Below are 25,135 nucleotides of genomic sequence, written 5' to 3' on the forward strand. Positions count from 1 at the left end.
ACCAATGCGCGTTCCGTCAGGATGATAGGACAAGAGGAGGAACACTGCGCAGCGCGTCCGGTTGTCCCTCGCATCAGCGAGGCTTGAGATGGCGAAGAGTTCCCGGCCGAGAATTGTCGATGGACCCAAGGGAGGGTCTCGGGCCCCTTCTGTTGCCGATCGGCGCGCAACGCAGAAGCTCTCGAAATATCGGTCCAAGCGTGACTTCCAGAGGACGGAGGAGCCGAGCGGCGAACTCCCGATCCGAAACTCGAACCGGCGGCGCTTCGTCATTCAGAAGCACGACGCCTCCCGCCTTCATTACGACCTGCGGCTCGAACTGGACGGCGTATTCAAATCCTGGGCAGTCACGAAAGGCCCGTCGCTGGATCCCCACGACAAGCGCCTTGCCGTGGAAGTCGAAGCTCATCCACTGGACTACGGCGACTTCGAAGGGATCATACCAAAAGGCGAGTACGGCGGCGGCACGGTGATGCTCTGGGACCGGGGATATTGGGAGCCGGAGGGCTCACGTACCCCACAGGAGGCACTGGAAAAGGGCGACTTCAAATTTGAGCTGCACGGTAAGCGTCTGAAAGGTAGCTTCGTCCTGGTCCGAATGCGCAGCGACCGCGATGGCGGAAAGCGGACCAACTGGCTTTTGATCAAGCATCACGACGACCATTCAGTCGATGCCAATGGAGCTGCGGTTCTCGAAAAGAACATCACCTCCATAGCGTCCGCCCGGACAATGGAGCAGATCGCCGCCGGTAAGGGGCGAAAGCCCACGCCGTTTATGACCAATGCTGCGGATGTTGAAAGCGATGCAGTTTGGGACGGCAAGCGTGGCTTGGCCTCCAAATCAGAAAAACGCTCCGAAAGTGCGGGCAGGAAGGCCATGCTCCCTGTCTTCATCCCTCCTCAGCTCTGCGAAACCGTGGAGCGACCTCCGACGGGTGCGCAGTGGGTGCACGAGATCAAGTTCGATGGCTACCGAATCCAGATGCGGGTGGCCCACGGTGAGGTTTCTCTGAAGACCCGCAAAGGGCTGGACTGGTCCGCCAAATACCCTGAGATCGTGGTAGCTGGTTCGGAGCTTCCGAATTGCATTCTTGACGGCGAGATTTGCGCGCTCGATGAAAATGGCGCTCCCGACTTCGCGGCCCTACAGGCCGCATTATCCGAGCGTACCACGGGCAATCTTGTTTTCTTCGCGTTCGATATGTTGTTCGAACGCGACAAGGACCTGCGCGATCGTCCGCTCATCGAACGCAAGGAGCGGCTGCAGAGGCTGCTCTCCGACGCGTCGGATGATCCCCGCCTGCGCTTCGTCGAGCATTTCGAGACGGGCGGCGATGCCGTGCTGCGCTCGGCCTGCAAACTCTCCCTCGAGGGCATCGTGTCGAAGCAATCTGAGGCGGCTTATCAATCCGGTCGGAGCGACACCTGGGCGAAGTCGAAATGTCGGGCTGGGCACGAGGTTATCATCGGCGGCTATGCGAGGACTAACGGCAAATTCCGCTCGCTGCTGGTGGGCGTGCATCGCGGGGAGCATTTTGTCTATGTCGGGCGTGTCGGCACGGGGTTCGGAGTCGAAAAGCTCCTCCCCAAACTGAAGGAAGCAGAGACCGGCTCTTCACCGTTCACCGGCGCCGGTGCTCCCAAAAGGGAAAAGGAGGTCACCTGGCTCAGGCCCGAGCTCGTAGCCGAAATCGAGTTCGTCGGCTGGACCGCTGATGGCCTCGTTCGTCAGGGCGCATTCAAGGGACTTCGAGAGGATAAGCCAGCCGCGGAGGTCGAGGCTGAAAAGCCGTCCGCACCTTCCCGCACTGACACACCCGTGCCGGTCCCGAAGACTAAGTCCCCGCGTCGCAAAGGTGCGAAGGCAGAGGTGATGGGTGTGCTGATTTCCAATCCGGATAAGCCACTCTGGCCTGACGCCGGTGACGGGGAACCGGTAACCAAAGAGGATCTGGGGCGATACCATGAGGCGGTCGGATCCTGGCTGATCGACCACGTCAAAGGTCGGCCTTGCTCCATCATGCGCGCTCCCGATGGCATCGGCGGCGAGCAGTTCTTTCAGCGCCATGCGATGCCAGGCACGTCCAATCTGCTCGAACTGGTCAAGGTGTTTGGCGACAAGAAGCCTTACCTGCAGGTCGACCGTATCGAAGGATTGGTGGCGATCGCGCAAATCGGCGGAGTGGAACTTCATCCGTGGAACTGCGAGCCCGGCAAGCCCGAGATTCCCGGTCGATTGGTTTTCGATCTCGATCCTGGCCCCGATGTCGCCTTCTCGGCCGTGGTCGAAGCTGCACTTGAAATGCGCGATCGCCTGGATGATCTGGGTCTGGTTAGCTTCTGCAAGACCACGGGCGGCAAGGGGCTCCATGTCGTCACGCCGCTCGCCGTGTCCTCTCGGAAGCCGCTGCAGTGGGATCAAGCGAAGGCCTTTGCTCACGATGTCTGCCAGGAGATGGCGCGCGCGGCCCCGGATCGCTACCTAATCAAGATGACGAAGAGTCTGCGGGGCGGAAGGATATTCCTCGATTATCTGCGCAACGATCGCATGGCGACCGCCGTGGCTCCGCTTTCGCCCCGCGCCCGCCCAGGCGCGACCGTCTCGATGCCCCTGACCTGGACCCAGGTCAAATCCGATCTCGACCCCAAGCGCTTCACGGTACGCACCGTCCCGTCGCTGCTGGGCAAGAGTTCTGCGTGGCAGGACTACTGCGACGGGCAGCGGCCCCTGGAAACGGCGATCAAACGCTTCGCTAAGGCGAAGCGCGCCGCTTGAATGCCGCTGGCGAGCTCAGGATGCCTTCTTTTTCTTGCCACTCGCGGCGAGACTTGCGCGTAGAGCCTCCATGATGTCGATGACGTTGCTCTCGGACGTGTCCTTCGCGCCTTTTTTACCCTTGCGGGCGGGCTTCATCGCCTTCTTCTTTTCGGCGATGATGTCGAGAAGAGCAGTTTGGACCGGGTCTGAGACCATGTCCGCCGACCAGTTTTTGGTGTGCTGCTTGATGAAGCTTTGGACGAGAGGGATGAGATCCGGATCCGACTTCGCCGAGATATCCTCGAAATAGGCCCCTTCGGGCCGCACTTCGTCACCGAAGCGGAGCGTCCACACCACAATTCCTTCTCCCCGCGGCTCCAGCACGATGGCGCGCTCGCGGCGGCCAATAACGAGCCGGGAGATGCCGAGGACCTTGTCCGCCGCCATCGCGTCCCTAATGACGGCGAACGCCTCGTGGCCGACTGGATCGTCCGGCATCAGGTAGTGCGGCTTTTCGAGATAGATCCATTCGATGCTGTCGCGAGGGACGAACTTGTCGATATCGATGGTTTTGACGGTGTCGAGTGCGACAGCGTCGAGCTCATCCTCGGTCAGCATGACGTAATCGTTCTCGCCGCGCGCGTAGCCCTTGATCTCGTTGTCGTCCTTGACGGCTTTTCGAGTGACAGAGTCCACGTACTGGGACACGACGCGATTGCCGGTGGCTTTGTTCAATGTGTGGAAGCGTACCTTCTCGCTCTCCGAGGTAGCGGGCGACATCGCAACCGGGCAGGTGACGAGAGAGAGCTTGAGGTAGCCTTTCCAATAGGGACGCGGAGCCATAACGCCTCTCCTCAGCTGGCCTTACGCTGTTGATCGCGAGAGGCTGGGGTACCGGAGCGCTTTGCGCTACGAGCCGTCCCACGATTGGCGTTTGCCGCTGCGCGAGGACGCGAACCTTCCGCCATCATTTTGGCGCTCTCACGCAACGCCGCGAGGAGGTCGTCGGGCTTCGAAACCTTCACTGCCTTGCGCTGCGGTACAGCCTTGCCTTCGATCTTGGCCTTGACCAGCTCGGCCAGCGCCGCCTCGTAGCGGTCATCGAACTCGGCGGGGTTGAACTCCCCCTTCTTCGTGGCGATAATGTGCTTCGCCAGATCGAGCATCTCGCCTTTGATCCGGAGCTTCGGCATCTCCTCGAAAGCCTTCTCCGAGGATCGAACCTCGTAATCGTACTGCAAGGTCGTCGCGATCAGCCCCTTGCCATGCGACCGGATGAGGACCGTCCGCATGCGCCGAAACAGGACGGTCTGGGCCACGGCCGCTACCTTGGACTTCGCCATAGCGTCGCGTAGCGCCGTGAAAGCGTCGGATGAAACGCGATCGGTCGGTACCAGGTAATACGGCTTGTCGAAATAGACGTCGTCAATCTCTGAGCACGGGATGAAGGTCTCGATCGCGAGCATCTTGTCGCTCTCAGGAACGGTGGCTGCGACCTCTTCCGGATCGAGCATGACGTATTCGCCATTCTCGATCTCGAAGCCCTTGGTTTGATCCTCGCGCTCGACCGGCTTGCCCGTCTCGCTGTCGACGAAGATGCGATTGACGCGATTTCCGGTGGCTTTGTTCAGGGTGTGAAACGCGATGCGATCCGAGGTGCTAGCGGCAGTGTACAAACCTACGCCGCAGCTCACCTCGCCGAACTTGATGAAGCCCTTCCACTGGGCGCGATGACCCGCCATGACAAACTCCCCACGCAACTCACTCTAGCGACTCAATCGGCTTGACCGGAGCTTGTTCCGCCGCTTGGCAAATCAGATCTCCCCGCGGCGAAACTTCGCACGGACCTACGGGCGGCGGGTCTTGGTCTCTGCCAAAAACCGCTGAATCGCCTTATTCGCCATCTCCCGCGTGTCCTGCGTGCCCAAGGCTACAGAGGCGACGACAAACTTCATGCGCTGGCTTTGGCGCTCGCGGTCAGCCGGGGGCACGCCTTGCTCAACATAGCTCCACGCTGCTTCCCATGCCGACGTCGCCCGGGCGATCGCATCTGGATCCTCCAGAATGGCGAAGGGGTTCGGATCAGTCGATCGGAGCATGAGGTTAGAGATCCCAAACCTGAGAGGCGTACCAAGCCGGTAACGCCACTGCCATCATTCCAACTGGGGCGAAAACCGGCTCATCTATGGCCCGCTCCGAAACCCGCGGACGTTTACGCGCTCGGCGAAAAAAGGTTCCACACCGGGAGAATGCGGGCCGAGATGGTGCCCCGGAACTTGACGCGCCCCTGTCGATTGAATTGCGAGACAGGAGATTCAAATGGCAGACGACAAAACAAATCGGGGCCCTCAGGACCGCTCGCGGATCAATCTGAGCGAGGACTACGAAGTTCGCTATTGGACCGACAAGTTCGGGGTATCCAAGGCCCAGCTTGAAGATGCAGTGCGCGAAGTTGGGGCTTCCGCAGATGCTGTTGAAACCGAGCTACGTCGGCCGGCGCTCGTCGGTGGATCGAAGCAGTGAGCGAAACAATCGAGCTTCGCCGCGACGGCGACGATTGGATCATCGATGATGGCTCAGCTCGCATTCGGCTGACCACGCCGGGTGCCGGTATCATCGAGCGGTTCGTCGATCAGTGGGATGCCGAAAGCCACTCGCGCCGCAACGCAACTCGATCGGTGTCGCCCGAACGACCGGAGCGCCCGAAGGGAGTGTCATGACAATGAGGACACATAGCTACGAGGTTCTCGAAATAACGAAGCTCGTGGTCAGTCCGGAGGGAGCCGACGGAGCTGTCATCGCCATGCATCGCGCCGTGGACAGCGTGTACAGCTTGTTCTGGCTCCGCAACAGCTCGCTCAGCTCGAAGGTCTGCTGGACCGCGCCAACCTGGAGCAGATGGAGCATCAGCAGATTCACTGACATCGTTCACGAAAGAAGGGGCCAGGCAGGTTCCAGTCCCCTCCTGCGTGGCTTCAGGCGCGACACTGAAGGGGTCACGCATCTTCGGAACGGTGGCGCGCCAGTGAAGTTCCTCGGTGACTTCGGCTTTCGAAACATTGACGCAAGGAGCTCAGAATGGATCGCTCCGAGCCAATCACGAATGGTCGCGAGCTCGCCCTTCGCATGAACGCCCTTTCCCAGGTCGCGACTGGATAGCGATGCTGATGGACTGCTCCGGTTGTCCTCGCGACTATGTCGAATGGCATCTCCAGGAGGAAATGGTTCCTCCCGAGGCGATCCTCACGGCGGCCGGGATACTTCACGCGCAAGCCGAGCTCGCTCGCGACGGAGGGCGGCCCTAGAACGCCGATGACCGAACTCGCACGCAAGAATTGGAAGCGCTTCCGCATCGGGGCATCGCGAAGGGGTTCGGCCTCGACGTTCCGATTATGGGCGCCCGCGCTTTCGGAGGTAATGATCGAGATAGACGGCGGTGGCAGAAGCGTTGCTATGGTCGCGATCGGCGACGGCTGGTTCGAGCACAGGGACGACCTGCCGTTTGGCACGCGATATCGCTATCGCTCTCAGGGCGGGCTGGTCTTTCCAGATCCCGTCTCGCACCGCCAGTACGGCGGGGTGCATGGCTGGAGCGTCCTGACCGACCCGGATTCCTATTCCTGGCGCTGCGCGAACTGGCGCGGGAGGCCCTGGCGCGAGACCGTGCTGTACGAAATCCATCCAGGTCTCGCCGGCGGCTTCGCGGGAATCGAGCGAGAACTGCCCCGCTTGGCGGAGCTCGGTATTACGGCTGTCGAACTCATGCCGATCGCCGATTTTCCCGGCGAGCGCTCATGGGGATATGATGGTGTCCTGCCATTCGCGCCGGCTGCCGCCTATGGATCGCCGGACGAGCTAAAGCGGCTTGTGGATCGGGCGCACGAACGCGGCCTCGCGATCCATCTCGACGTCGTCTTCAATCATTTCGGCCCGGATGGCTGCTACCTGCACGCCTATGCCCCGCAATTCTTCCGCGCCGGAAGCCACACACCATGGGGCGCGGGGATCGACTTCGACCGGCCGGAGGTTCGGGCCTATTTCATCGCCTGTGCGGTCCAATGGCTCGTCGAGTATCGGTTCGACGGTTTGCGGCTCGACGCCGTCCACGCGATCCCCTCGATTGACTTTCTGCTGGACTTCGAGCGGGAGGTCCGCAATGCGATCCCGCCTGACCGTCGCATCCAGCTCGTGGTCGAGAACGATGCCAACGATTCCAGCTTGCTGTCGCATTTCGATGCGCAGTGGAATGACGATTTCCACCATGCCGTCCATGTCCTCCTGACGGGTGAGGCGACGACTTATTACGGCAGCTTCGCTGACGAGCCTGTCCGCCATCTCGCGAGAGTGCTGGCGGAAGGCTTCGCATTTCAGGGCGAGGTCGCTGCCTTCAGCGGCGAGACGCGCGGCCGGCCAAGCGCGGATCTGGCGCAGACCCGTTTCGTCAACTGCCTGCAGAACCACGACCAGATCGGCAATCGCCTGTTCGGCGACCGCCTCCTGTCATTGGCCGATCCTGCTGGGGTTCGCGTCGCCGTCGCGCTCCTGCTGCTCAATCCGCAGATCCCGCTGCTTTTCATGGGGGAGGAGTTCGGCAGCCGCACCCCGTTTCTGTATTTCACCGATCACCACGAGGAGCTTGCCCAGGCGGTCAGAGAAGGGCGCGCGCGCGAATTCGCCCATGTCGATCCCGGCGGCGAGAAGCGGCTGTTCGATCCCAACGCCGCCGAGACCTTCGACGCAAGCAGGCCGGACGCGGGCGAGGACGGAGCGCAGTGGAGCGCGCTTTATCGCAGTCTCATCGCATTGCGGCGCGAGCGGATCGTTCCTCATCTCGATTCCTGTCGCAGCACGGGCGCCGACCCCCTCGGCTCGTCAGCCGTTCGGGCATGCTGGAGTCTCGGTGGCGGGAGGCTGACGCTTCTGGCGAATTTCGGTGATGAGGCCGTGACCGACAGCCTGCCCGAAGGCGCGGAGATCTTCGCGCTGGGCGAGGCGAAGCACGGGCCGGACGGCCTGCTCCTCGGCGCGAGGTCGTTCCGCGCTTTCCTCTCGTAAGGCGCGAGACGGCTCAGCGATGGCCGAGCAGCACGCGGCAGCCGAGCCCATGATCCGCGAGCCGGACTTTTTGTGCTGAAACAGGCGCTCCTACCAGCGCCTGCCAGTCGCCGGATATGGACGGCAACGCCACCCCCGTATCGGCCCACCAATCCGCTCGCAGCGAGAGCGTGTCGTCGACGCCTGCCGGACAGCCGATCGGAACGACCACGGCGAGCGCCTGTTCCTCGGTCTCACGGCAGAATGCGATTAGTCGCTCGGCCCGCGACCCGTGCGCCGAAAGGGCGCGATAGCGACCGCGCCGGAACAGTTGGGGATGATCGCGCCGCACGCCGAGGAGCCGTCGCAGGATGTCCTGCTTGATGCGGCCGCTCCTCCACTCCGCGCGGAGCCCGTCTTCGTCAGCGCCTTGCGCCAGCGCCGCCTGGCGCGCCGCGAAATCCACCGGGCGGCGGTTGTCGGGATCGACCATGCTCAGATCCCAGAACTCGCCGCCCTGGTAGATATCGGGGATGCCCGGCACAGTGCATTGGAGCACCGTTTGGGCCAGTCCGTTGAGGGCGCTTGCCGGCCCGATCGCGGTGAGATGGTGCTCCAGCTCATCCTGAAAGCAGCGACTGATGCCCCGATCGAGCAGGGCGCGCAGGAAATCTGCGGTCAATTGCTCGTAAGCCTGGTTCGGTGTGGCCCAACCGGTGCGCAACTTCGCCTCTCGCAACGCCTTGCGCCACCAGCCGCCGATGCGATCGGGATAGTCGTCGGCCATCCCGCCTGGCGGCCAGGTGCCGATCAGCATCTGGTAGAGCAGGTATTCGTCGCTGCGATCCAATCCCTCCGGCCGGATCGCGGTGTTGATCTCGAACCAGCGCTGAACGGCGTCGATCCAGGATTGCGGGTCCCAGCTGAGCGTCGCTAGGCGGGCGCGGACATCGGCGCCGCGCTTGTGGTCATGCGTCGACAGGGCGAGCATGGCATCGGGCTGGAGACGGGCGCGCTCGACCATGGCCGCATGGAAATCCGGTACGGGCAACGCGAAAAGCGCGGCATCGAATCCGACATCGTTGCGGGAGAGCAGTCGGCCATAGCGATAGAACGCCGTATCCTCGACGCTGCGTGCGGCGAGCGACGATGTGAGCTGGTTGAAGCGCCGGATGACCGCGCGCCGTGCGGGTTGCTCCAGCGCTGCTTCCATCCCCGTCAGGGCGGCGACCAGGAAGTCGATCGCAATGAGTTCTGCCTGGGGCTGGCTGCGCGCGGCTGCGACAGCCTCGGAGAAGCCGGGACCGGGATCTTCCGGGGCTGAGGCGCCGGTCAGATAGGTCCGGTAGGAGCGCATGTTGCACGCGATGGCCGTGACGGCACGTCTCATGGCGCCACGCGGAATGGCCGCTTCGCGGCCCGCGGCCTGGGCCAGCGCCATCAGGCGGCCCGTGATCGCCTCCAGTTGCCCGTCGAACGCATGTTCCAGCACTTCGCGGCGCGCTGCGATCTCCTCGTCGGCGAAGCTTGCGGGCCGGCCGCTGAGCTCCGACCAGAACAGGCCGAGCCTGTTCTGGTCATCCGCCTCATGAAGGACGGCGCTGACCTGGTCCATGAAGTCGTAGCCGGTCGTTCCGTCCGTTTCCCAGCCGGCGGGCAGGGCTTCGCCGGAAGCCAGGATCTTCTCGACCCCGATCCACGCCGGGCCGGGCGCAGCCCAGTCGGGGCGCCGGGGCGCCAGAGCCGTGAGTCGGGCCCGCAAGGTCGCGCAGTAACCCGCCGGATCGGACAGTCCATCGACATGGTCGATCCTGAGCCCGTCGACCCAGCCTTCCTCATAGAGCGAGAAGGCGATGCGGTGGGCCGCATCGAAGGTGTCCGGGCGCTCCATCCGCATGCCGGCGAGCTGGGTGATATCGAAGAAGCGGCGCCAGTTCAGCCGGTCGCCGGCGTTGCGCCAGTAGTCGAGATGAAAATGCTGAAGCTCGATCAAGGCGCGCAGGGCTTCGGGCTCGCGTCGCGTCTGGGTCAGAGCCGCGCGAGCCTTAGCGTCATCGTCTGACCGTATCGGAAAGAGATGGTCGCCATAGCGGATGGCGAAACCGCTGCGCTGCGGGTCATCGACCAGCGTGAGCTTTCCGGCTGCGAGCGCCTCATCGAAAGGCTCGCCGAGGAAAGGCGCGTGGATGCGCCCGTCCAGCAACGGGTCTGCATCCTCGAAATCGATGTCGAACCAGCCAGCATAGCGGCTGCTGCGCCCATTCTTGAGCAAGTCGAGCCACATCGGATTGTCGTCGCTGCCGACGGCGACATGGTTCGGCACAATGTCGAGGACGATCCCGATGCCTTCGGCCCGAAGGGCCCGGGCCATGGCGTAGAAGCCGTCGAGGCCGCCGAGTTCCGGGTTGACCTCGTCATAGCTGATGACGTCGTAGCCATGCAGGGAGCCGGCGCGAGCAGCCAGGATCGGCGACGCATAGACGTGGCTGATTCCCAGCCGGCTGAGATAGCCGGCAAGGGCAGCCCCGCTCGCGAAGGGAAAGCCCTTGTGAAATTGCAGCCGATAAGTGGCCCGCACCGGATGTGCCTGCTTCACGATATCCCCGTTTCCGTCAGGCGATCCGAGTCGCCGCCGCCATAGCAACGTGCTTTCGAGGCTTAGGGTTTCGCATTTTTGGCGATCACTGCGAGGGCTTGAAAAAGGTGCGTCGGAAGATCGCAGGTCATGCGGGGAACCCGGTCTATCGAGGCGCGTTCAGCCGCCGGAGGTGAACCATGCAAGTTGCTCCGATCCGTTCCCCGATCGATATGCTGCGCGCCCAATCCCGCTTGAATATGCTTGTGGCATGCACACCCGGCTCCGCCGACGAGATCGAGAGCGCCGCCTTGCGCGACGCCATCGAGCACTATCGCTGCGTCACGGAAACGCTGGACATGTCCCGACGGTCGCGAGGTGTTGTCCGCCGGTCTCATGCCTGACGATCAGCTTGATCGATTGGCTCGCAGAAGCGCCAATCGGTCACGAACACCGACGCCATTGAGCATCTCGGCTGCATCGCCTTCCAGACGGTGCCGCCAGTTCGGCCTTTCGAAGGTCGTGCCTGGAACATTAGGCTGCACGCGAAGACCAAGAGCGTCCTCGATCGGCACGATCTTCATCGTGCAGGGCGTCGCCGCGACATAGCGGATCGCCGCATCGACCACCGGGTCGGTATCCTCAGGTGCCGGGCGTTCGCCGTCTGCCAGGCCAGCATCCCTGAATGCACCCCAGAGCACGCCGCGATCCCAGCTCCTGATAGCTGCGGCTTCGCTGGTCTCGCCCGGCGCATCGAGATCGGAACCCGCCCACCAGCCGGCGGTGGGGATGAGGTCATGGGTGCTGGTCAAGGCCACCGCATCGCGATCCCAATCCCAAGGTCGAACATAGCCGTGCTGGGTCCGTTCGAAGCGCAGGACGCGCAGGCCCGCCACGCCCTGCTCGCGCAGATAGTCGCGGAAGCCATAGGGCAGGGTGCCGAGATCCTCGCCGATGACGATGGCGCGATGGCGCCAGGATTCGAGAGCGATCAGGCGGAACAGCGTCTCGGAAGGAAAGCTGACATAGGCACCGTCGAGCGCGCCGGCACCTTCCGGGATCAGCCAGAGACGGCTCATGCCCATGACATGGTCGATCCGGATGCCGCCCACATGGCGCAGGCACGCCCGCAACGTCTCGATGAAGGGAGCGTAGCCGCTGGCCGCGAGGCCTCGCGGCGAGAAGGTGGTCAGTGCCCAGTTCTGGCCGTCAGCTGCGTAATAGTCGGGCGGTGCGCCGACGCTCAGCCCGTGCAGCACCTCGTCTTGACGGCTCCAGGCGTGGCTGCCGGCGCCGTCCATGCCGATGGCGAGATCGGCGATGAGCCCGACCGTCATGCCGGCTTCCCGGCAGGCGCGCTGAGCAGCGCCATAGGACAGGCTCGTCAGCCATTGCAGGAAGATCTGATAGCGGATCTCACCGCGATGGGCCTCGGCGAAGGCCGCGACCTGCGGACCGTCGGGATCGCGATAGCCGGGCTGCCACTCGCGCCAGGATCGCATGGTCGGGTCGCGCGCCAGCTCGGTGGCATGCAGGACCTCGAAGATCGCGTGGGAGCGCAGGAGGGACGAGGCTTCCGCGGCATAGCGCTCGAAGGCGGAGCGGCTTTCTCCGGCCTTGTCCAGTTGATCGAAGAGCGCGCGCAGGAAGCGTTGCCGCAGCGGCGTCGCGGCCGGCCAGTCGATCTGGTCGAGCCTGGAGAGCCGCTCCATCTCCTCGGCAAGGCCTGCCTGTGCGGCTATGGTCGATATCAGGCCGGCGGGAAACGCGGCCGCAGGATCGGCGTGCAGCGGATTGTAGAACAGCCGCGTCGAGGGCGAGTACGGGCTGAACTGGCCGGGCAAGGCGCCGTAGAGCGCATGAACCGGGCTGATCGCCAGCGCATCGGCCCCGCGGGCGGCGGCGGCGGCCCGGCCCAGCGCGGCCACGCCGGCGAAATTGCCGATCCCACCGTCATAGGCGCTGCGCAACGAATAGATCTGCGCCGCGAGACCCCAGCCTGGGCGCCCTCCCGAAAGGTCAGAGAAGGTGATGCAGCGCGTCGGGGCGACCGCAACGGTGGTCGTTTCGGCTCCAAGCTGGATAGTGTGGTACCCGGGTTGGTCGAACGCAGGCAAAAGCAGCCGGTCGTCGGCTCTTCGCGCCCTGAGGACGCGCCGCGATCCATCTTCCAGAACCACCTCGATCGGAGTTTCTTCCTCGCCGGCGGTGGGCAGGTCGACCGGCTGTCCGACCCGGGCGGTCAGGAAGCGCGCCGATCCTGACATGGGAAGGGTTTCCACGGCGGCTAGGGAATTGCGTAGCGCTTTATCGGTTTCGGCAGGCAGGCCGAGCGCGCCGAGGATCGCGCGCAGGCTCTCCGGCGTGACCTGGCGCAACGCGCCGGTCTGGTCGGTCCACTCCGGCGCGATGCCGGCGCGGGCGGCGAGCTGACGCAGGATGTCGTCCGTCATCGCGCGCCGCCCCCGGCATTACCCGACCCCGCATGTTCCAGCACGAGCAGCGCGAGAGGCGGCAGGACCAGCGACAGCGATTGCGGCTGTCCATGGGAGGGGATGGGCTCGGCCATCGCCTGTCCGCCATTGCCGAGCTTGGAACCTCCATAGATCTCAGCGTCGCTGTTGAGCCGCTCGGTCCACAGTCCAGAGGCTGCTACGCCGACACGGTAATCGTGACGCGGCACGGGCGTCATGTTCGCGATCACCAGCAGCGGCGGCCTGCCGTCGCCGGCCGAGCGGGTGAAGGCGAAGATGGCATTGGGCTGATCGTCCGCGATGACCCAGCCGAAGCCCTCCGGGGCGTGGTCAAGGCGGTGCAGGCTGGGATGGCTGCGATAGAGTCGATTGAGATCGCGCACCAGTTGCATGGTCCCGCGACGCCGGCCGTCATCATCAGCGGGCCAGGGGAAGGGCGCATCGACGTTCCATTCCTCCTCCTGACCGAACTCGCAGCCCATGAAGAGTAGCTTTTTGCCGGGATGGGTCCACATCAGTGCGAGGCATAGCCGCAGATTGGCGAAGCGCTGCCAGTCGTCGCCCGGCATGCGGGCGATGAGAGAGCCTTTGCCGTGGACGACTTCGTCATGCGAGATCGGCAACACGAAGTTTTCGGAAAAGGCGTAGATCAATCCGAAGGTGACGTCGTCGCCGTGATGGCCGCGATGGATCGGGTCCCGCGCGAAATAGCGCAGCGTGTCGTGCATCCAACCCATGTTCCATTTGAAGTGGAAGCCGAGTCCGCCATGGTGGACCGGCGCGGTAACGCCCGGCCAGGCGGTCGATTCCTCCGCGATGGTGATGGCGCCGCGCGTGCGCGCTCCGACAAGGGTGTTGAGCTCCTGGAAGAAGGAGATCGCCTCGAAGTTCTCGCGCCCGCCGAGATGGTTCGGCACCCATTCGCCGGGCTCGCGGCTGTAGTCGCGATAGAGCATCGATGCGACCGCATCGACACGCAGCCCGTCGAGGTGGAAAGTCTCCAGCCACCACAGCGCCGAGGCGATGAGGAAGCCGCGGACCTCGCGTCGGCCGACATTGTAGATCAGCGTGTTCCAGTCGCGGTGGAAGCCCTGGCGGGGGTCCTCGTGCTCGTAGAGGGCCGTGCCGTCGAAGCGTGCGAGGCCGTGCTCGTCCGAGGGGAAATGTGCCGGCACCCAATCCAGGATCACGCCGATGCCGGCGGCATGGCAGCGGTCGACGAAAAGGGCGAAGGCCTCGGGCGGGCCCAGCCTTGCGGTGGGCGCGAAGAGGCCGAGCGGCTGATAGCCCCATGAGCCGCCGAAGGGGTGCTCGGTGATCGGCAGGAGTTCGACATGGCTGAAACCCATGTGCTCCAGGTAGGGGATGAGCCTGTCGATGGCCTCATTCCAACTGCCCATGCGACCCCAGTCGCTTCTGAGCCAGGAGCCGACATGAACCTCGTAGATGGCGAGCGGCTCGGCCATCGGTGTTGAGCGCTCGCGCTTTGCCAGCCACGCGGCATCGCTCCAGGCGAAATCCGGGGTGGCAGCGACGATCGAGCCGGTGCGCGGCGGCTCCTCCTGCCGGCGGCCGAGCGGATCGGCTTTCCAGGGGAGCTTTTGGCCGTCAGGTCCGGTGATCGCGTATTTGTAAACGGCGCCCGGGCCGATGCCGGGGATGAACAGTTCCCAGATTCCGGGGCCTAGCCGGCGCCGCATCGGGTGGCGGCGGGCATCCCAGCTGTTGAATTCGCCGACGACCGCGACCTGGGCCGCATTCGGTGCCCAGACTGCGAAGAGAACGCCATCGACACCGTCGAAAGACCACGGATTGGCGCCTAGTCGTGTCGAAAGATCGAAATGGCGCCCCTCGGCAAAGAGATAAATGTCGTCCTCCGACAGCGACAGGCCGAAGGCGTATGGATCGGCCGCTTCGACGATGCCGTTGGGCCAGGAGATGCGAAGCCGGTAAGAGCCTTCCGAGGGGGCTGAGACCTGGAAGACGCCGTCGCCTTGCGTGATCATCGGCACCGCGGTGCGTTCCTCGCCCTCTCCGGTGACGAATTCGGCGTAGTTGCAGCCAGGGAGGAAGGCTCGCACGAAGCTGCCGCCCGCGAACGCGTGGCGACCCAGCACGGCGAAGGGGTCGGGATGGCGCCCTTCCTCCAGCAGCACCAGATCATGTGGGGCTAGAGCGGGCAGAGAAGGGGCAGACTGGCGCATAAACGGGCTTATCCGAAAGACGAGAGGCGTTCCGCACGGGATCGGGAATCGGCGATGATGCAACGCAGCAGAAACGATCTCCGTTCCGCTTCCGCACCATCGTCTAAAGGCGGGGCGGAACCAACTACCCCTATTACCGTTCATCCACCGCGTTTCAGCCGCCTTTCGAGGAGCAGATGATGAGCCGGGAACAGATCGTCCGCGATACCGCCTATGCGATCTGGGAGGCCGAGGGTAAGCCCGAGGGCCGCGATGCCGAACATTGGCGCCGGGCCGAGGAGCGGGTCGCGGCGAGCGTCGGCGAAGCCGCCAAGGCGAAGAAGCCGGTCGAGGGCGAGTTTTCCGCGACCACGGACGACAAACCTAAAGCGACCGTCCCGGTCAAAAAGGCGGTAAGGGGGAATGCCGGCGCGCGCAAATCTGCGCCCAGGGCCAAGACCTGAGCGTATCGATGAGAGCTCCGAGCACTGTCGATGCCGCCTGATTGCCATGATCAGGCAGCGAGCGCGCTGGCATAGACATCCGCATAGCGGAAGCTGGGCCGGCGCCAGTCGAAGCGCTTGGCCATGGCATGGTCCCGCATCTGCCGGAACGCGCGTTTCGAGCGGAAGGCTTCGAGCGCGCGGGCGACGGCCCCGGTCAAGCCTGCGCCCGTGAGATTGGAGAACAGGAAGCCCGACAATCCGTCTTCGATCGTATCGACCAGCCCGCCGGTCCGGTAGGCGATCGGCAGCGCGCCGGAGCGCTGCGCATACATCTGGCTGAGCCCGCATGGCTCGAAGCGCGAGGGCATCAGCAGGAAATCGCTGGCGGCGAACAGACGGCGCGCTTCGCCGTCGTCGAAGCCGATTCGCGCAGCGACGGCGCGGGGATATCTGCGCGCGAGCTTCTCGACGGCTTCCTCGATGCGCGGCTCGCCGCGTCCCGTCACAACGAGCTGGCCGCCCTGCGCCACGATCGTCTCGGCAGCCTCCAGCGACAGATCGATGCCCTTCTGATGGACGAGACGGGAGACGATCGAGAAGAGCGGGCCCCGCGAGTCCGGCAGATCGAATGTCCGGCGGATATCGGCGGCGTTGCGCCGCTTCCACTGGCGGATGATCTGGTCGCCGGAGCGGCCGCCTTCGATCAGGGCATTCCAGCTGTCGTCGATGCCGTTGACGATGCCGGTCAATCGGCCTTCGCTCATCCGCGTCTTGAGGAGACCGTCGAGGCCACAGCCATGCTCGACCGTGGTGATCTCGTTGGCATAGGTCTCGCTCACCGTCGTGACATGCGAGCCGTAATAGATGCCGCTCTTCAGGAACGAAATCTTGCCGTGAAACTCGGAGCCGTTGATGTTGTAGGCGAGATCGGGAATGCCCAGCAGACGCATGCGCTGCGGGTGGTATAGCCCCTGATAGGCAAGGTTGTGGATCGTCAGGATCGAGGGCGTCTCCAATCCCTTCCAGCGCATGTAACCAGGCGCGAGCGCGGAGGGCCAGTCGTTCACATGGACGACATCGGGCTTCCAGTTCGGATCGGCGTCGCCGGCAGCTATTTCCGCGGCGGCGAGCGATAACCGCCCGAAGCGGATATCGTTGTCGCCGAAATCACCGCCACCGAACGGTCCGTAGGGCGAGCCGTCGCGATCATAGAGCTCGTCGCAGAGTACGCTATAGATGATCAGGCCGTCGCTAGTGGTGAAGCGGCCGAGCGACCATGGCGGCAGGCCGGCTACCCGCGGCAGCTGCCGGACGATTTCCATCGCCGGCCTCGCCTTGCGGACCTGCCGGAAGCCGGGCAGCAGCACGCGCACTTCGCAGAACTTCCGCAATTGCCGCGGCAGCGCTGTTGAGACTTCTCCCAGGCCGCCGGCCTTGATGAAGTCGCCCATCTCTGACGTTACGAACAGCAGCTTCGTGGTGGCGGCGATCGGCGAAGGGCGGTCCGCGATGTCGTCCTTAACGGCGGGCGCGTAATGCAAGGCGTGTCCGGACGTCGCGGGCAAGACTCCGATTTCGGCAAGCTTCAACCCGTCTGTCATCGTCACGCCCTCGGCACTTCGCGAAGCAGAACAGGTCGACCGACGCCGCGGTTCCGGCCTTGTCGAGAAAATATTTAGGCAAGATCGAGGCCAGCTATCCGGAACTGCCTTTGTCGCAGCACGTTGCTGCCATCGCGACGGCAGCAGGACGGCTTCGCGGCCTTGATTCTCCATACTGCAGCTGGACGCAAAACTGCTGTGACATGTCGGGAGCACGATATGACGGGTTTTGACATCAGGCCCGGACGGGCTTCCGAGCTCGGCGCCGTGTTCGATGGCGGCGGGACGAATTTCGCGCTGTTTTCGGTGCATGCTGAGCGGGTCGAGCTCTGCCTCTTCGACGAGAGCGGGCAGACCGAGACCGCGCGCATCACCCTGCCGGAATACACCGACGAAGTCTTCCACGGCTACCTGCCGGGCGTCGGGCCGGGGCAGCGCTACGGCTATCGCGTTCACGGCCGCTTCGCCCCGGAGGAGGGGCATCGCTTCAATCCCAACAAGCTGTTACTCGATCCCTATGCGCGGGAATTTTCCGGCGCGGTCGACTGGAACGACGCGCATTACGGCTACGAGATCGGCGTCGATGACGACCGCGATCTCAGCTTCAGCGAGCTCGACAGCGCGCCCTACATGCCGAAATGCGTGGTGGTCGACTGGAAGGCCGATCTGAAGCGCCCGGCCGCGCCCAACATCGGCTGGGACCGCACCATCTTCTACGAGACGCATGTACGAGGCTTCACTCGGTTGCACCCGGCCGTCCCCGAGGATCGGCGCGGCACCTTTGACGGTCTCGCCGAGCCGGCTGTGGTCGACTACGTCAAGAGTCTCGGCGTCACCACGGTCGAGCTCCTGCCGGTGCATGCCTATCTCGACGACCATCACCTCGTCGCCAAGGGGCTGTCCAACTACTGGGGCTACAATACGATCGGCTTCTTCGCGCCGATGCAGCGCTATGTCGGGCCATCGGGCCTGTCGTCGTTCCGCGACATGGTCCGTCGCTTCCACGATGCGGGGCTCGAGGTGGTGCTGGACGTCGTCTACAACCACACGGCCGAGGGCAACGAGCTCGGCCCGACGCTGTCGTTCAAGGGGATCGACAACTTCTCCTATTATAGGACGATGCCCGGCGAGCCGCGCTACTACGTCAACGATACCGGTACCGGGAATACCGTGAACACCTCGCACCCGCGCGTGCTGCAGATGGTGATGGATTCGCTGCGCTATTGGGTCGAGGTGATGGAGGTCGACGGCTTCCGCTTCGATCTCGGCACGATCCTCGGACGCGAGCCGCACGGCTTCGATCCGCGCGGCGGTTTCTTTGACGCGATGGGGCAGGATCCGGTGCTGCGCAAGGTCAAGCTTGTCGGCGAGCCCTGGGATATCGGGCCGGGCGGCTATCAGGTCGGCGGCTTTCCGCCGGGCTGGGCCGAGTGGAACGACAAGTACCGCGACACCATCCGGGGCTACTGGAAAGGCGAGGAGGGGATCATCCGCGATCTCGCGGCGCGCATCACCGGCTCGGGCGACGTCTACGACCAGCGCGGCCGCCGGCCATGGGCCAGCGTGAACTTCATCACGGCCCATGACGGCTTCACCCTGGCGGACCTCGTCTCCTATAACGACAAGCACAACGAGGCGAACGGCGAGGACAACAAGGACGGCCACGGCCATAACCTGTCCTTCAACCATGGCGCCGAGGGGCCGACCCAGGACGAGGGCATCATCGCGGTGCGCGAGCGCCAGAAGCGCAACCTGCTGGCAACGCTGCTCCTGTCCCACGGCACGCCAATGCTTCTCTCCGGCGACGAGCACGGCCATTCCAACCGCGGCAACAACAATGTCTACGCGCAGGACAACGAGATCGCCTGGATGCGCTGGGACGAGATCACCAAGCATGACAAGGCGCTTGCCGGCTTCGTCCGCCGGGTGATCGCCCTACGCACCGAGCACCCGATTTTCAGGCGCGCCTCCTTCCGCGACGGCTGCCTGCTGCGCTGGGTCAACCCGGCAGGCGGCGACCAGCAGGAGGAGCACTGGGACGATCCCGGCGTGCTCGCGATCGGCCTGCTGATGCATATGCCGGATGTCGAGGCGGGTGGCGACGAGGCGCTTGTCCTGTTCAATGCCTTCGATGGCGAGGTCGTCTTCAAGATCCCGCCGCGGGTCAAAACGGGTTCCTGGTCGGTCGTGCTGGATACGGAGACCGGTCCGAACTCGGACGAGGGCCGCAAGGGCCTGAAGGCAGATCAGGAAATCTCGCTCTCGCCCCGGTCCCTGATCGTGCTGATGTGATCAGGCTTTCCGCCACAGCGTGACGCTGCGCGCGGGAAGGACTGAATCTGGGCCGCTCTCAGAGGAGAGCAACCGCTCCCATCGGCCGGCTGGAAGCGTCAAAGGCGTCGCTTCGCGGCGTCTGTTCACGGCGACGAGCAGGCTTTCGTCGCTGCCGTTGAGGAGAAGGCAGAACGCATCGAGGCCCGCCCATTCCTGATCAGCGATTGGTGTCGCGTCCGTTTTGAGCCAGACGGCGTCCGGCGGGTCTCCCTTGCCGGTCAGGAAAGTGCTGCCCGACAGAAGCGGATGGCGGCGACGCAGCGCTGCAAGCGACGCGACGAAGGTCGTTAGCCCCTCATCCGCGCGCTCCCAGTCCAACCAGGAGATCGGGTTGTCCTGTGCATACGCGTTGTTGTTGCCATGCTGCGTGCGCCCGAACTCGTCGCCCGCGGTCAGCATCGGGACGCTGCGCGACAGGAAGAGCGTCGTGAGCAGGGCGCGGATGTCGCGATCGCGGACGGCTTCGATGCCCTGATCGCGGGTCGGACCTTCGGCGCCGCAATTCCAACTGTGATTGTCGTTCTCGCCGTCGCGGTTGTCCTCGCCATTGGCCTCGTTGTGCTTGCGCTCGAAGGAAACGAGGTCGCGGAGCGTAAAGCCGTCATGGGCGGCGATGAAATTGACGCTGGCTCGCGGCCCGCGATGGTCGCCGGCGAAAAGGTCGGAGGAGCCGGAAAGCCGCGTCGCGAGGCTACCGGCCGTGCCGGCGTCGCCGCGCCAGAAGCGGCGGATATCATCGCGGTAGCGGCCGTTCCATTCGGCAAAGGGGGCAGGGAATTCGCCGAGGCGATAGCCGCCTGGACCGACGTCCCAGGGTTCGGCGATCAGGATGGCGCGCGCGAGCTCAGGATCTTGCAGCATCGCGCCAAGGAGCGGCGCGTCTGGCGTGAAACCCGCCTCGGTCCGCCCCATCACCGTCCCGAGATCGAAGCGGAAGCCGGCGACGCCGAGACGCAGCCAGTAACGCAGGGCATCCATCGCCAGACGCATGACCGGGGCGCGGTCGAGCGCCAGCGTATGGCCGCAGCCGGTATCGTTGACGAGCCGGCCGGGATCGTCGGCGACGTGGCGATAGTAGACCGCGTTGTCGAGCCCGCGCAGGCTCACCGTGCCGCCGAAGTCATCGCTTTCGGCGGTGTGGTTCAGCACGATGTCGAGGATCACGCCGATGCCGGACTCGGCATAGGCGGCGCAGAGCGCTGCGAGATCGCCCGGCCCGCCGGGCGCGAGCCGCGGGTCGAGCGCGAAGAAATTGACGGGATTGTAACCCCAGGCATTGGCGAGCCCGAGCGGCGGCAGGTGGCGCTCGTCCATCCAGGCGGAAACCGGCATCAGCTCGACATGGCTGACGCCCAATCCCTGGAGATGGGCGATGACGGGAGGCTCGCGCAGGGCCGCTAGCGTTCCGCGCAGTGTCGGGGGCACGCCCGGATGGCGCATGCTGAACGACCGGACGGCGAGCTCGTAGATGAAGCTGGGCGATGCTGCGGCAGCCTGCGCGCCAGAGGCGGGCAGGGGCTGGACGATGCTGCGCGGCACCAGCGCCGATGTCTCGGCGCCATCGCGGGCGAGTTCCGGATCCCAGCGGAAGGGGCGGTCGATCACTGTCGCATAGGGGTCGACGAGCAGCTTCGCCGGGTCGAACCGGTGGCCGCGCTCGGGCTGCCATGGCCCCTCGACACGCAGGCCGTAGCGCAGCCCCGCGCCGGCTCCTTCGAGCAGGCCGTGATGGATGTCCCCGCTCCGGCAAGGCAGCGGCAGCGATGCCAGCTCCGTCTCGCCGGCCTCGTCGAACACTGACACGAGGACGCGGCTGCCATGGCGCGAGAAGACCGCGAGGCAGACCCCGCCTTCCACGATGGAAGGGCCCATTCGCGCCGGCTGCGGGCAGGGCCTGATCCTCATCGGCGATGCCAAAGCGTCAGCCTTCTCCCGGAACCGAGGCCGGCAGGTTCCAGATGCGCTGGGCATATTCCCCGATGGCGCGGTCGGCGCTGAACCAGGCGCAATGCGCCGTGTTGTTCACCGACATGCGCCACCATTTTGCCTGGTCGGCCCACAGGCTGTCGATCCGCCGCTGTGTCAGGCGATAGCTCTCGAAATCATTGAGAACCATGAACCAGTCATTCGCGAGGAGGCTGTCCACCAAGCCGGCATACCGGTTGCGATCGCGCGGGGAATAGGCTCCTCCGGAGACCGCATCGAGAACGCCCTCCAGATGGGCCGAGGCATGGATGATCTCGGTGCTCGGCCGTGGATTGCGCCGCGTCGCCTCGACCTCTTCCGCCGTCAGGCCGAAGATTGCGATATTGTCCGCGCCGACGCGCTCGCCGATCTCGATATTGGCGCCGTCGAGCGTCCCGATGGTGATGGCTCCGTTCAGGGCGAACTTCATGTTGCCGGTGCCTGAAGCCTCCATGCCAGCCGTCGAGATTTGCTCCGACAGGTCGGCAGCCGGGATGATGGCCTCGGCGAGGCTGACATTGTAATTCGGCAGGAACACCACCTTGAGCCGGTCGCGCGTGCTGATGTCGTTGTTCACCACGGCGGCGACGTCGTTGATCAGGTTGATGATGGACTTGGCGGTCGCGTAGTTCGAGGCGGCCTTGCCGGCGAAGATCTTCACGCGCGGCGCCCAGTCGCGATACGGCTCGGACCGGATGGCGTCGTAGTGGGCGATCGTCTCGAGGATGTTGAGCAGTTGGCGCTTGTATTCGTGGATGCGCTTGATCTGCACGTCGAAGAGAGCGGTGGGGTCGACCGTGACGCCGCAATCCTGGCGGATGATCTTCGCGAGCCTGAGCTTGTTCTCGCGTCGGATCGCGGCAAGCCGGTCGTGGACCGAGGGGTCGTCGGCATGTTTCGCGAACTGGCGGATCAACCCGATATCGTCCGAGACCTTCTCCCCGCAGGTTTCCTTGAGCAGGTTCGTCAGACCCGGATTGGCGTTAAGAAGCCAGCGGCGCGGCGTGATCCCGTTGGTGACATTGGTGATCCGGTCGGGGAAGACCCGATGCAGCGGCGCAAACACCGTTTCCTTCATCAGGTTCGAGTGCAGGGCCGAGACGCCGTTGACCTTGTGCGAGCCGACGAAGGCGAGATGCGCCATCCGCACCCGCCGACCGTGATACTCGTCGATCAGCGAGAGGGCGGAGAGGTCGGAATCGGGCGCGTCGCGGCGGACCCCGTCGAGGAAGCGGGCATTGATGCCGAAGACGATCTGCATATGGCGCGGCAGGAGCCGCTCCATCAGCGCGACCGGCCAGGTTTCCAGCGCTTCGGGCAGGAGCGTGTGATTGGTATAGGAGATTGTCGCCGTCGTGATCTCCCAGGCGCGCTCCCATTCGAACGCGTGCTCGTCGATCAGCAGGCGCATCAGCTCCGCCACCGCCAGCGAAGGATGGGTGTCGTTGAGCTGGATCGATGCCTTGTCGGCCAGGTTTTCGAGGGTGCCGAACTGGCGATGGTGACGACGGATCAAGTCCTGCAACGAGGCGGAGGTGAAGAAGAATTCCTGCCGCAGGCGCAATTCCTGCCCGACCGGGGTCGAGTCGTTGGGATAGAGCACCTTCGAGATCGCTTCCGCGCGATTGCGTTCAGCCACGGCTCCTACCAGATCGCCCTGGTTGAAGGCGTCGAGGGACAGCGGATGCATCGCCCGCGCGCGCCACAGCCGCAAGGTATTGGCGCCGCGCCCCCGCCAGCCGACGACGGGCGTATCATAGGCGACCGCGAAGACCGTTTCCTCCGGCGCCCAGAACACCTGCCCGGGCTTCTCGGTCGCGGTCACGGAGCCGCCGAAACCGATCTTGTAGGCGCTCTCGCGCCGCTCGAACTCCCAAGGGTTTCGGAAGGACAGCCAGTCTTCGGGAACCTCGATCTGCCGGCCGCCATCAATGCGCTGCTTGAACAGCCCGTGATCGTAGCGGATGCCGTAGCCGAGCGCCGGGACGCCGGTCGAGGCCATGGCCTCCATGTAGCAGGCTGCGAGGCGCCCCAGGCCGCCATTGCCGAGCGCAGCGTCAGGTTCGAGGTTCTCGATATCGGCGAGGTCGACGCCAAGTTCGCGCAGAGCCTGGGCCATGGAGCCGGTCAGGCCTAGGTTGTTCAGCGTGTCGGCAAGAGAGCGGCCGATGAGGAATTCCAGGGATAGGTAATAGACGCGCTTCCTGCCGGTGGCGTAGCTCTCCCGCGTGGATTTCTGCCAGACATCAATGACGTGGTCGCGTGCCGCGAGAATCGCCGCCGTCAACCAATCGTGGGTCTGAGCAACGGCAGGGTCTTTTCCGAGTGAATACGAGAGCTTGCGGAGCGCCTCGGCCTTGATGCGCTCGACTTGTTCATCGGGCTCGTAGTGAACGGATGTTTCGCGAGGCGGAGATGACAAAAGCAAAGTCCTATCCGGAAATTCGTGATGCCACGATCTCGTAACGAGAAGGCGACATCAAGTCTCGTCCCGCTTGAGACCTGGAATGCAATGCGTGGACGGGCCTCCGCATCAGTCGATCGGCGCGTCCGGGATATGCAGCGTAGGTTTCCCGACTCAGCCTTCCCGACTTCCGCGCCGCCTAAGGTATGCAGGCATATTATCCGCGTCTTCATGCTTCCCGCCTTCTGATGGGAGCTCGCGAACAGCCGATCCGACAACAACGCGGACCTTGGCACAAGACGACCCAGCGCGTCGCCGGAATGCGCGTCGAACCTATAATCCCGTGATGTCTTGTCCGCTTTCATGAGCGTGCGACGCTGCTCGAAGAGGGCCGGCCGACTATAGAAGACCCGAAAGACGGGGTTTGAAGCGGAGTCCTCGCCGAAGAAATCGGGAAGTGTGCGAGCGCGTCAGGCGCTTCCTCCGCCATGTGATGACCGCTGGGTATCGACGCGCCTCGGACGTCGTTGGCCCATCCCCTCCAAGCCGCGACAACGTCACCATAAAGTCAGGCAGGTCATCCCTTTCGGACCAGACCGCAATCATCGGGCAAACCAGCTTGCGGCCCAGTGCTCGGTCGTCGCGATCATGCTGCCCGTCGACGGCCAATCCAGCCCGAGCCCTCCAGCATGCTGGGCACCGTCGCCGGATCCGAAATTGAACGATGTAAGTCAGCGAAGTTCTCTTCGCCCATCGCCGCCGGCGATCCTCCATACCATGCCAGCGAGACGCTCCGTCCCACGTCGACGCGCCGAGCCAGTTCCTCGTCCACATTCCCCAGGTTTTGCATATTCGAGGGGCGCGTCAGCCTGTTCCAAAAATTTCTGCAGCTACTCGCCGACGCCCGCTGCAGGCTTGTCGCCTGGCTTCACCTGCGGCTTGTCCGCATCGCCTGTGTCTTCGGGATCGGGATTGATCGAGACCTTCGTGGTCGCGTCCTTGCCGAGATCGCCTTGGATCGATCTCACGCGCTGCTGCTCTTCGGGGCTGAGCTTGTTGCCTTCGCCGTCTCGCATGGACGCCTCCTGTCTGGAATGCCCCCCGGAAGGTGAACGGGCCTCCTTCCTGGCGGTTCCGGCATCACTCGCTATTCGGAGCGGGTTTTTCCGCTTGCAGCCTCTAGGAACCAATCCGCATCGACGACTGTTTGCCTGTCACTTTCGCTCATCAGCAGGAGGGGCTCATGGACAGTATTATCTACCTCGTCGGTCTCGTGGTGGTCATCATGGCCATCCTGTCGTTCCTCGGTCTTCGATAGGAGATCGCCATGTCCATGTCTGGAACGGACGTCGTCGTCGCAC

General features: G+C 64.2%; 17 protein-coding genes. 6 read left to right on the forward strand and 11 right to left on the reverse strand.

Translation table 11 applies throughout. The features are described 5' to 3' along the window. The first annotated feature begins 88 nt into the window (after positions 1–88). Entirely contained in the window at positions 89–2,776 is a 2,688-nt protein-coding gene (gene ligD / locus AC1DNE_RS25835; protein WP_441473530.1) for a DNA ligase D, read from the forward strand. Positions 2,777–2,791: 15 nt separating this feature from the next. Here ligD and ku (AC1DNE_RS25840) read toward each other — a convergent pair whose 3' ends face one another. The 3 genes from ku (AC1DNE_RS25840) to AC1DNE_RS25850 all read right to left on the reverse strand — a co-directional run bounded on the left by ku (AC1DNE_RS25840) (position 2,792) and on the right by AC1DNE_RS25850 (position 4,857). Then, entirely contained in the window at positions 2,792–3,601 is an 810-nt protein-coding gene (gene ku / locus AC1DNE_RS25840; protein WP_441473531.1) for a non-homologous end joining protein Ku, read from the reverse strand. 11 nt (positions 3,602–3,612) lie between these two features. Next, a complete protein-coding gene (gene ku / locus AC1DNE_RS25845) occupies positions 3,613–4,500 on the reverse strand; it encodes a non-homologous end joining protein Ku (protein ID WP_441473532.1) in 888 nt (295 codons plus the stop codon). 105 nt (positions 4,501–4,605) lie between these two features. Beyond that, complete coding sequence (locus tag AC1DNE_RS25850) at positions 4,606–4,857, reverse strand: hypothetical protein (protein ID WP_441473533.1); 252 nt, start codon at positions 4,855–4,857, stop codon at positions 4,606–4,608. A 220-nt stretch (positions 4,858–5,077) separates the two neighbouring features. On the opposite strand from AC1DNE_RS25850, the gene AC1DNE_RS25855 reads away from it, so the two are divergent. The 3 genes from AC1DNE_RS25855 (at position 5,078) to treZ (ending at position 7,813) form a co-directional block, all read left to right on the forward strand. Next, positions 5,078–5,281, forward strand: coding sequence for a DUF3606 domain-containing protein (locus tag AC1DNE_RS25855; RefSeq protein WP_441473534.1), 204 nt, complete (start codon positions 5,078–5,080; stop codon positions 5,279–5,281). Next, positions 5,278–5,478 carry a hypothetical protein gene (locus tag AC1DNE_RS25860; protein WP_441473535.1) on the forward strand — a complete coding sequence of 67 codons (201 nt, stop codon included), beginning with the start codon at positions 5,278–5,280 and terminating at the stop codon, positions 5,476–5,478. Before AC1DNE_RS25855 ends, AC1DNE_RS25860 begins: the two co-directional genes overlap by 4 nt. A gap of 631 nt (positions 5,479–6,109) precedes the next feature. Beyond that, positions 6,110–7,813, forward strand: coding sequence for a malto-oligosyltrehalose trehalohydrolase (gene treZ / locus AC1DNE_RS25865; protein ID WP_476766500.1), 1,704 nt, complete (start codon positions 6,110–6,112; stop codon positions 7,811–7,813). Between the two features lie 13 nt (positions 7,814–7,826). On the opposite strand, the gene treY is transcribed toward treZ, so the two are convergent. The 3 genes from treY to glgB form a co-directional block, all read right to left on the reverse strand. Further along, on the reverse strand, positions 7,827–10,388 hold the full coding sequence (gene treY, locus AC1DNE_RS25870; protein WP_441473536.1) for a malto-oligosyltrehalose synthase: 2,562 nt from the start codon (positions 10,386–10,388) through the stop codon (positions 7,827–7,829). A 386-nt stretch (positions 10,389–10,774) separates the two neighbouring features. Beyond that, positions 10,775–12,820, reverse strand: coding sequence for a 4-alpha-glucanotransferase (gene malQ / locus AC1DNE_RS25875; protein WP_441473537.1), 2,046 nt, complete (start codon positions 12,818–12,820; stop codon positions 10,775–10,777). Further along, positions 12,817–15,045, reverse strand: coding sequence for a 1,4-alpha-glucan branching protein GlgB (glgB, locus tag AC1DNE_RS25880; protein ID WP_441473538.1), 2,229 nt, complete (start codon positions 15,043–15,045; stop codon positions 12,817–12,819). The genes malQ and glgB overlap by 4 nt, the downstream gene beginning before the upstream one ends. A 179-nt stretch (positions 15,046–15,224) precedes the next feature. Between glgB and AC1DNE_RS25885 the strand changes: the two genes are divergently transcribed. After that, entirely contained in the window at positions 15,225–15,488 is a 264-nt protein-coding gene (locus AC1DNE_RS25885) for a DUF2934 domain-containing protein (RefSeq protein ID WP_441473539.1), read from the forward strand. 50 nt (positions 15,489–15,538) lie between these two features. Here AC1DNE_RS25885 and glgA read toward each other — a convergent pair whose 3' ends face one another. Further along, positions 15,539–17,011 (reverse strand): glycogen synthase GlgA, encoded by a 1,473-nt coding sequence (gene glgA, locus AC1DNE_RS25890; protein ID WP_441473540.1) that lies wholly within the window; start codon positions 17,009–17,011, stop codon positions 15,539–15,541. Positions 17,012–17,290: 279 nt separating this feature from the next. Between glgA and glgX (AC1DNE_RS25895) the strand changes: the two genes are divergently transcribed. Then, complete coding sequence (gene glgX / locus AC1DNE_RS25895) at positions 17,291–19,363, forward strand: glycogen debranching protein GlgX (RefSeq protein ID WP_476766496.1); 2,073 nt, start codon at positions 17,291–17,293, stop codon at positions 19,361–19,363. On the opposite strand, the gene glgX (AC1DNE_RS25900) is transcribed toward glgX (AC1DNE_RS25895), so the two are convergent. From glgX (AC1DNE_RS25900) to AC1DNE_RS25915, 4 genes are all read right to left on the reverse strand, one after another. Continuing rightward, entirely contained in the window at positions 19,364–21,277 is a 1,914-nt protein-coding gene (gene glgX, locus AC1DNE_RS25900; protein ID WP_441473542.1) for a glycogen debranching protein GlgX, read from the reverse strand. Between the two features lie 49 nt (positions 21,278–21,326). Continuing rightward, positions 21,327–23,792, reverse strand: a complete 2,466-nt coding sequence (locus tag AC1DNE_RS25905) for a glycogen/starch/alpha-glucan phosphorylase (RefSeq protein ID WP_476766497.1) — start codon at positions 23,790–23,792, stop codon at positions 21,327–21,329. An 872-nt stretch (positions 23,793–24,664) separates the two neighbouring features. Beyond that, a complete protein-coding gene (locus AC1DNE_RS25910; RefSeq protein ID WP_441473544.1) occupies positions 24,665–24,850 on the reverse strand; it encodes a hypothetical protein in 186 nt (61 codons plus the stop codon). Between the two features lie 71 nt (positions 24,851–24,921). Next, positions 24,922–25,135, reverse strand: a 214-nt coding sequence (locus tag AC1DNE_RS25915; protein WP_476841267.1) for a hypothetical protein, incomplete at its 5' end; no start/stop codon positions are given.

The sequence above is a fragment of the Allobosea sp. 05L423 genome (assembly GCF_056397745.1).